The sequence below is a fragment of the Nocardia sp. NPDC060220 genome (genome assembly GCF_042727815.1).
Taxonomy (GTDB): Bacteria; Actinomycetota; Actinomycetes; order Mycobacteriales; family Mycobacteriaceae; genus Nocardia.
On the sequence record NZ_JBHWZY010000225.1, the window covers coordinates 1 to 8842 of the forward strand.

Consider the following 8842-nt stretch of genomic DNA (forward strand, 5'->3'; position numbering starts at 1 on the left):
GCCGTGGTGGTGTCGAGGTCCTTCTGCGCGGCCGCGAGATCCTTCTCCAGCCGGCGACGCTCGGCGTCGAGGTCGATCGCGCCGGAGGTGTCGAGCTGCACGGTGACGGTGCCGCCGGACAGCCGCACCTCCACCTCGGCGGTGGTGGCGAAGTCCTCGCCCGGTTCGGTGAGCCGGGCCAGATTGGCCACCGAGTCGGCGAACCCGCCGAGCCCGACCTCCTCGATCCCGACGAGAGTGGCCTTCACCTTCTGCTTGTCGGCCAGGCCCTGATCGCCGCGGAACCGGCGGATCTCGGTGATCAACCGCTGCGTATCGGCCACTCGCTGCGCGGCGAGTTCGTCGGTCGCCACGCCACTGGCCTGCGGCCACGCGGCGATCACCACCGATTCACCGCCGGTGAGCGCCTGCCACAGGGTCTCGGTGACGAACGGGATCACCGGGTGCAGCAGGCGCAGCACCGCGTCGAGCACACTGCCGAGCACGACCGCGGTGCTCTCGGCGCGCGCGTCGGATTCGGCGAACTGCACCTTGGACAGCTCCAGGTACCAGTCGCACAGCTCGTCCCACGCGAAGTGGTAGAGCGCCTCACAGGCCTTGCCGAATTCGTAGGCGTCGAAGGCGGTGTCGACCTCGGCGCGGACCGCGTCGAGCCGGTCGACGATCCAGCGGTCGGCGTCGGTGAGGGTCTCGCGCGGGAGCAGCTCACCGGTGCGCGCACCGTTCATCAGGGCGAACTTGGTGGCGTTGAACAGCTTGGTGACGAAGCTGCGCGAAGCCAGTGCGTGCGCATCGCCGACGGACAGATCGCCGCCGGGCTGGGCGCCGCGGGCCAGGGTGAAGCGCAGCGCGTCGGCGCCGTAGGAGTTGATCCAGTCGAGCGGATCGATGCCGTTGCCGCGCGACTTCGACATCTTCTTGCCGTGCTGGTCGCGGATGAGGCCGTGCAGGAACACGTCTTCGAACGGGACCTGCTTCCGGCCGCCCTTACCGGCGGTGAGCACCGGATCGTCGCTCACGTACATGCCGAACATCATCATCCGGGCCACCCAGAAGAACAGGATGTCGTACCCGGTGACGAGGACGCTGGTCGGATAGAACTTCGACAGCTCGGGGGTCGAGTCGGGCCACCCCATCGTGGAGAACGGCCACAGACCCGAGGAGAACCAGGTGTCGAGCACGTCCGGGTCCTGCACCCAGCCCTCGGGCGCTTCCTCGCCGGGGCCGAGGCACACGATCTCGCCTTCGGGGCCGTACCAGATCGGGATGCGGTGGCCCCACCACAGCTGACGCGAGATGCACCAGTCGTGCATGTTGTCGACCCAGTCGAACCAGCGCGGTTCCTGGCTGGCCGGGTGGATCTTCACGTCGCCTTCACGCACGGCGTCGCCCGCGGCCTTGGCCAGGGTGTCGACCTTGACCCACCACTGCATCGACAGGCGCGGCTCGATCGGCTCGCCGGAGCGCTCCGAGTGACCGACCTGGTGCTTGTAGGGGAACTTGCGGCCGACGATGCGGCCTTCGGCCTCGAGCCGCTCGCGGATCTTCACGCGGGCCTCGAAGCGGTCCATGCCGTCGAATTCAGTGCCGCTGTCGGCGATCCGGCCGGTCTTGTCCATGATCGTCGGCATCGGCAGGCCGTGGCGCAGGCCGAGCTCGAAGTCGTTGGGGTCGTGCGCCGGGGTGATCTTCACTGCGCCGGAACCGAATTCGGGGTCGACGTAGTCGTCGGCGACGATCGGGATCTGACGGCCGGTGATCGGGTGGTACAGCGTGGTGCCGATCAGCGCCTTGTACCGCTCGTCGTCCGGGTGCACCGCGACGGCGGTGTCACCGAGCATCGTCTCCACGCGGGTGGTGGCCACGATCACGTGCGGTTCGTCGTCGTTCAGCGAGCCGAACCGCATGCTCACGAGCTCGCCGTCGACCTCCTTGTGGTCGACCTCGAGGTCGGAGATGCCGGTCTGCAGCACCGGCGACCAGTTCACCAGGCGCTCGGCGCGGTAGATCAGCCCCGAGTCGTAGAGCCGCTTGAAGATCGTCTGCACGGCACGCGAGAGGCCGTCGTCCATGGTGAAGCGGTCGCGGCTCCAGTCGACGCCGTCGCCGAGGCGACGCATCTGGCCCTGGATCTGCCCGCCGGACTCCTGCTTCCAGTCCCACACCTTGTCGATGAACAGCTCACGTCCGAAGTCCTCTTTGGACTTCCCGTCGACGGCGAGCTGCTTCTCCACCACCGTCTGCGTGGCGATACCCGCATGGTCCATGCCCGGCAGCCACAGCACCTCGTAGCCCTGCATCCGCTTGCGGCGGGTGAGCAGGTCCATGATCGTGTGGTCGAGCGCGTGGCCCATGTGCAAGGTGCCGGTGACGTTGGGCGGCGGCAGCACGATCGAGTACGGCGGCTTGCTCGAGGAGGCGTCGGCGGCGAAGTACCCGGCGTTGACCCAGCCCTCGTACAGGTCGGCCTCTACCTCGCCGGGGTTCCAGCTCTTGGGCAGGGCATCGGCACGATTACGCGAGTTGTCAGGGGCTGCGCTGGTCACGTCCCAATCCTAAGGGGAGCGGCAACCAGCTTTTTCCCCGCCTACCCGAGCACAAAAAAAGACGGAATCTTCGGTGGATGAGGGACACCGAAGACTCCGTCTACAGCTCTGATACTACCGGCGATCGACCCCACTCAGCAGAATCCATATGGAATTCTCAGCTTCTACCCGGTGCTGGTCAGCATGGTCTGTGACGCGCCACGACGACACGCGGAAACCGTTGTCTCCCAACCCTCCAGCCGAAATATCCGGGCAACCCCCGATTGCCGTTTTGTCCGTTTTACCGGACCCTGGAGAGGGTGACGCCCCCGCTCGATTCCTCGTCTCCCGTTCCCGCGTCGGCACCGAGGATCATCACCCCGATCGCCCTGCTGGACCTGCGCGCGAGCGAGGTCCAAGAACTGCGCTACCCGAGCACCACCGTTCTGGTCTTCGCCGGTGTCCCCGGCGCGGGAAAGTCCACCGCACTACACCGCTTCTTCGGCTCGGGACCCGATGCCGAGCAACCGGTGCGGACCGCGTCCGGCGCCCTCGTCCTCGACTCGAATCACACCCGCAATCGCCTGCGTCACCGGTTGGGCTGGGCGCCGTATTCCCTGTGGCGCCCGCTGGTCCACCTCGCGCACTACCGCGCGATCCGCGACGCGGTCCGCGACAGCGACGGACCGGTCGCCATCCACGACTGCGCCACCTTCCGCTGGAGCCGTCGCCTGATCGCCCGCTGGACCGAGCAGGGCCGCCGCGAACTGCACATGGTGCTCATCGATGTGCCCGCCGAGCAGGCCAGATCGGGTCAGATCAGCCGAGGCAGAAGCGTCAACAGCCTGGCCTTCACGGGACACTGCCGCCGCTGGGAAACGATGATGGACTCCCTGGGAGCCCGCGGCACCGCCCTCGCACCGGACCCGCAACCGCTGTCCTCGACCTCGGTGGTGATCATCGACCGCCCGACACTGCACGCGGTGTCCCGGATCGCCTTCGACCCGGCTTGATCAGGGCACCAGCACGCTCAACGCGCCCGGCATCGCCTGCACCGTCACCGGCAACATCCCCGCAGGCTCACCATCGGCCGTGGCGTATCCGCCCTCGGCACCGACCGTGATCCGCCGCGCCCGATAACGCTTGGTCGCCGGATGGTCGATCCGTTTGCCCGCCGACAACGCGGGCAGCAGCCGCGCCATCTCCAGCCGTGACACCGCGCCGACCACCGTGATGTCGAGGTACCCGTCGTCGGCGAGCGCTTCCGGACACACCAGCATGCCGCCGCCGTAGGTGCGGGTGTTGCCGATCGGCGCCATCACCGCGTCGGTCAGGATCACCACGTGGGAGTCGGGCGGATTGTCCAGCGCACCGGGCGCGAGGCCGGACAGCTCGATCCGGAACGGCAGTGTGTAGCCACGCATCAGCTCGACGACCGCGGCAGCGGTGTAGCGCAGCGGGCCGCGGGGATAGCGCATCTTGTTGGCGCGCAGCGTGACTCGCGCGTCGAAGCCGGTGCCGACCACGGTCGCGAACCAGGTGGGTGCGGCGTCCGCCGATTCGATCCGCCCCAGATCGATGGTCCGGGCTCGACCGCCCAGCACGATCTCGACGGCAGCCCGGGGGTCACCGGTCGGTATCCCGAATTCGCGCGCCAGGTCGTTGCCGGTGCCCGCGGGCACCAGCCCGAGCGGCACCCCGCTGTGCGCGACAGCGGCCAGCAGCACGTTCATCAGCCCGTCACCGCCGACGCAGATCACCGCATCCGGCCGGTCCTCGCCGGCCACGAGCGTCCTGACCTGTGTCACCGACTCGTCCGCGCTCGGGGCTCGCACCTCGACCACCTCGACACCGCGCGCCAGCAGTTCGGCCAGCACTGCCTCGGCGACGTCGTCGCCCCGGCCCGACCCGGAACGCGGGTTCGTGACGACGACAACGCGCCGCATCGAATGTTCGCTCACGGCACCAGCTTCCCAGGGTTGAGCACTCCGGTGGGGTCGAGTTCGCGCTTCACCGCACGCAACACCCGAACCCCCAGGTCACCGATTTCAGCGCCCATCCACGGCCGGTGGTCGGCGCCCACGGCGTGGTGGTGGGTGATGGTGCCGCCCGCGGCGACCATCGCGTCGCTCGCGGCGGATTTGGCGATGCGCCACTGCGCGATCGGATCATCGAGCTGCTTGGCGACGACGGTGAAATACAGCGATGCCCCGGTTGGATAGGTGTGCGAGATGTGGCACATGACCAGTGCGGGCGTGCCCTGCGCACCGAGCGCGTCCATCAGCGCGCCGGTGACCTTCACTTTGAGATTCGCCAGATTGGCCCAGCTGGTAGCGGTTTCGAGCGTCTCGCACAGCACGCCGACATCGAGCAGCGCGTCACGCATGTACGGCGCGGCGAACCGACCGTGCTCCCACTGCTGGGCAGGCGCCTCGCCGAGTGCGGTGCCGCCCGCGGCAGCGAGCAGTTCGCTCGCCTCGGCGGATCGGGCCGCGACATGGGCCCGGCTGCCTTCGAAGGTGGTGATGGCGAGACAGCCCGATACCGGATTGCCGCCGACGTCGGCGGAGCGCGCCAGGTTCAGACCCGTTTCGGCCTCGTCGGACAGCCGCATCACCGTCGGCGCGGCGCCGGCCTGCACCACACTGCGCAGTGCCGCGGCGCCGGTGGCGAAGTCCGGGAACGACCAGGCTTGGTAGCCCACGGTTTCCGGCACGGGATGCACCCGCAGGGTGACCGAGGTGATGATGCCGAGCGCGCCTTCGGATCCGACGAACAACTCGCGCAGGTCTGGACCGGCTGCCGACGCGGGCGCGCGCCCGAGGTCGAGGGTGCCCTGCGGGGTGGCGATCACCAGGCGTTCGACCATGTCGTCGAACCGGCCGTAGCCCGCCGACGCCTGACCCGACGACCTGGTCGCGGCGAACCCGCCGATGCTGGCGAATTCGAAACTTTGCGGAAAGTGCCCGAGCGAGAGTCCGTGCGCACCGAGCAACTCCTCGGCCTGCGGGCCGGTGAGTCCGGCGCCGAGGGTGGCAGTGCCGCTGGCCGGATCTACCGCGGTGAGCGTGTCGAGCCTGCGCAGATCGAGTGCGATCACGGTGCCGAACTGCCCACGCACGGGATCGACGCCACCGACCACGCTGGTTCCGCCACCGAACGGTACGACGGCGACGCCGTGTTCGGCGCAGTACTCCAGCAGCGCCAGGACCTGCGGGTGATCGGCGGGGAAGACGACGGCGTCGGGGGCGTCCTGCGGGGTGTTCGCGCGTCGGCGCAGCAGGTCTGGGGTGCTCTTGCCGCCCGCGTGCCGCAGCCGGTCGAGATCGGCGGTAGTGAGATGTTCGTCACCGACGATCGCCGCCAGGCCTGCCCGATCGGCGGCCGTGAGCGTGGTGGGGATCAGCGGCACATCGTTCTCGTCGCGGCGTACGACCGGCTCACCCGAGATCCCGAACACCTGCGCGAGCAGGCCACGGATCTGCGCCGACAGCGGCTGGTGACCGGCGGCTACGCCCCAGGCGTCCCACACCATGCTCGGTGCCACGGTGGCGGACCCGGTTTGTTCGTGTTGCGTCTCGACCATGCGTTACATAATGACATATAGTGTCAAGCAGTAACCAACGATATGTCCCAGAGTCGACATCCGTACCGCTGTCGGATGTCACTACCGACCCTTCGCGACGGAAACCCCGCTGGTCCGCTCGATACCCTTGGGCGGTTCCAGCCCGACCACGGCGCAGCTGTCCCGGCGCCACCGAACCCACCGGCGGTGAAGCACGATGATCGATCTCGCGACCCACGCTGACCAGCTTTCGCCCACCGACGTGGCGATTCTCGATGCCACGCGGGCCTGCGTCGTCGACTTCGGGGTTCGCCGAACCACGCTCACCGAGGTGGCGCGGCGGGCCGGGGTAAGCAGGCCGACGGTTTACCGCCGCTGGCCCGACACCGGATCGCTGATCGCCGAACTGCTGGTGCGTGAACTGCGCACGATCGTCGCCGAAACCATGCCCGACACCGGCCTCGGCCGGGATCGGCTGGTCCACGGCATCGTGACGGGCTCGGCGGCGATTCGGTCGAACGCGGTGTTCGCCAAGATCTTCCGCACCGACACCGACCTGATGCTCACCTATGTGTTCGGCCGGCTCGGCCGCAATCAGCGCACGCTGATCGGGCTGTTCGCGACCGTGATCGAGCTCGGGCACCGAGACGGGTCGATCCGGTCGGGTGATGCCGAGCACATGGCCACCATGCTGCTGCTCATCACCCAGTCGGCGGTGCAGTCGGCGGGCACGGTGGAGTCGCTGCTGGCCGGTGCGGAGTTCGACGCCGAATTGTCCAGGGCTATCGAGGGTTATCTGCTCCCGCCACCCGAGAAGGACTCCTGATGCCTGCTGACTTCCCCATTTCCGGTGCCACCCTGAACGCCGCGCGCCGCACCACCGACCTCACCGCACTGGGCGAGAACCCCGAGGTCGACGTGGTGGTGATCGGCGCCGGTGTGACCGGAACCGGCGTCGCCCTCGACGCCGCCGCGCGCGGACTGCGCACAATCCTGGTGGAGCGCAACGACTTCGCCTTCGGCACCAGCCGCTGGAGTTCGAAGCTGGTGCACGGTGGGCTGCGATATCTGGCGAGCGGACGGGTCGGGATCGCGCACGAGAGCGCGGTCGAACGCGGCATCCTGTTGCGCACCACCGCACCACATCTGGTGCGCCCACTCCCCCAACTCGTTCCCTTGCTGCCCGGCATCAAGCTGGGCCAGAGCTCACTCATCCGCGCGGGCTTCGCCGCCGGTGACGCGCTCCGGATCGCCGCGCACACCTCGGTCGACACGTTGCCGCGCTCGCGCCGGGTGGCCGCCGCCGAGGCCCTGCGCCTGGCACCGACCGTGCGGCGCGACGGGCTGCGCGGTGGATTGCAGGCCTGGGACGGTCAACTCGTCGACGACGCCCGCCTGGTCGTCGCGCTGGCTCGCACGGCGGCCGCGCACGGCGCGACGGTGCTCACGCGCATGGAGGCGGTTGCCGCGAAGGGTGATTCGGTCCAGCTGCGCGACAGCCTGACCGGCGAGACCTTGACGGTTCGGGCGCGCGCGGTCGTGAACGCGACCGGAGTCTGGGCGGGCGAGGTCGACCACAGCATCGAACTGCGGCCCAGCCGCGGCACCCACCTCGTCTTCGACGCCGCGGCGTTCGGTGGCCTCAGCGCCGCGTTGACGGTGCCGGTACCCGGCAGCATCAGCCGGTTCGTCTTCGCGCTGCCCGCCGCGCACGGCCGCGTCTACCTCGGTCTCACCGACGAGGACGCGCCGGGCCCGATCCCCGACGAGCCACAGCCCACCGAGGCCGAGATCGACTTCCTGCTCGACACCATCAACACCGCGCTGCGCGAACCGTTGACCCGCGCCGATATCCGCGGCCGGTTCGCCGGCCTGCGCCCGCTGCTGAAGACCGCCGACGACAGCACCGCCGACATCTCCCGCGAACACGCGGTCCTCACCGCTCCCGACGGCCTGATCACCGTCGTCGGCGGCAAGCTCACCACCTACCGCCAGATGGCCCAGGACGCCGTCGACGCCGCGGTCGCCCAGGCCGCGCTCACGGCAGGCCCTTGCCGCACCACCCGGATCCCCCTGGTCGGCGCGGTCGCCGGTGCCGCCCGCGACCGGATCGATGCCCCACCGGTCCTCATCGAGCGCTACGGCAGCGAGGCGAGCCAGATCGTGTCCGCCTGGCTGGCCGATCCCACCCTCGCCGAACCGGTCGCCCCCGGAATCGACGTCACCGCCGCCGAATTCGACTTCGCCATCACCCACGAGGCCGCCCTCACCGTCGACGACCTCCTGGACCGCCGCACCCGCATCGGCCTGGTCCCCACCGACCGCGAAGCCGCCACCCCCGCCGCCGAAGACGCCTTCACCAGACACGCCGCCATCACCACCTGATCAACCAAGCCTTGCCCCGACCGCACTCCCAACCACACGGTCCACCCAACCCCGTCCCCGTCTTGAACAACCACCGCGCGCACCCCAGCCAGTCCCCTCGTCAAAAACCACCGCGCGGACACCAGCCAGTCCCCCTCGTCAACAACCACACCGCACACACCCAGCCAGTCCCCCTCCCCACCAACCACACCGCAAACCCAGCCTGTCCCCCCTCTTCAACAACCCACCCAACCCAGCAACCGCACTCCCGACCCCTAGGGAGGGACGGCCACGAAGTGGCCGGTCCGCGGCCGGGTCGCCGATGCGGTAGCAACCGCATGTGTTCACCCACCCCTCATCGGTCACAGGAAACAGCGCGGATGAAGCT

The 8842-nt window shown here is 69.1% G+C and carries 6 protein-coding genes; 3 read left to right on the top strand and 3 right to left on the bottom strand.

The genetic code is table 11. The features are described from left to right. Positions 1-2546 (bottom strand): valine--tRNA ligase (locus tag ACFWF3_RS14170; protein WP_379314003.1); only part of this gene is annotated, 2546 nt, incomplete at its 3' end. 299 nt (positions 2547-2845) lie between these two features. Between ACFWF3_RS14170 and ACFWF3_RS14175 the strand changes: the two genes are divergently transcribed. Then, positions 2846-3538 (top strand): AAA family ATPase, encoded by a 693-nt coding sequence (locus ACFWF3_RS14175; protein WP_379314004.1) that lies wholly within the window; start codon positions 2846-2848, stop codon positions 3536-3538. Here the strand turns inward: ACFWF3_RS14175 and ACFWF3_RS14180 are convergent, their stop codons facing one another. Both ACFWF3_RS14180 and ACFWF3_RS14185 read right to left on the bottom strand, forming a co-directional pair. Next, positions 3539-4486, bottom strand: a complete 948-nt coding sequence (locus ACFWF3_RS14180) for a diacylglycerol kinase family protein (protein WP_379314005.1) — start codon at positions 4484-4486, stop codon at positions 3539-3541. Then, the gene (locus ACFWF3_RS14185) at positions 4483-6111 is read right to left on the bottom strand and encodes an FAD-binding oxidoreductase (RefSeq protein WP_379314006.1); all 1629 of its coding nucleotides are present in this window, start codon (positions 6109-6111) and stop codon (positions 4483-4485) included. Before ACFWF3_RS14185 ends, ACFWF3_RS14180 begins: the two co-directional genes overlap by 4 nt. Positions 6112-6307: 196 nt before the next feature. Here ACFWF3_RS14185 and ACFWF3_RS14190 point away from each other — a divergent pair, with 196 nt between their 5' ends. Together ACFWF3_RS14190 and ACFWF3_RS14195 are read left to right on the top strand one after the other, a co-directional pair. Beyond that, positions 6308-6916, top strand: coding sequence for a TetR/AcrR family transcriptional regulator (locus tag ACFWF3_RS14190; RefSeq protein WP_378993732.1), 609 nt, complete (start codon positions 6308-6310; stop codon positions 6914-6916). Then, on the top strand, positions 6916-8475 hold the full coding sequence (locus ACFWF3_RS14195) for an FAD-dependent oxidoreductase (RefSeq protein ID WP_379314007.1): 1560 nt from the start codon (positions 6916-6918) through the stop codon (positions 8473-8475). Before ACFWF3_RS14190 ends, ACFWF3_RS14195 begins: the two co-directional genes overlap by 1 nt. The last annotated feature ends 367 nt before the right edge of the window (positions 8476-8842 follow it).

What these genes read in the sequence shown, in the direction of transcription:
- ACFWF3_RS14185 (WP_379314006.1), bottom strand. Translation starts at nt 6,111, where the DNA reads ATGGTCGAGACGCAACACGAACAAACCGGGTCCGCCACCGTGGCACCG.
- ACFWF3_RS14190 (WP_378993732.1), top strand. Translation starts at nt 6,308, where the DNA reads ATGATCGATCTCGCGACCCACGCTGACCAGCTTTCGCCCACCGACGTG.
- ACFWF3_RS14195 (WP_379314007.1), top strand. Translation starts at nt 6,916, where the DNA reads ATGCCTGCTGACTTCCCCATTTCCGGTGCCACCCTGAACGCCGCGCGC.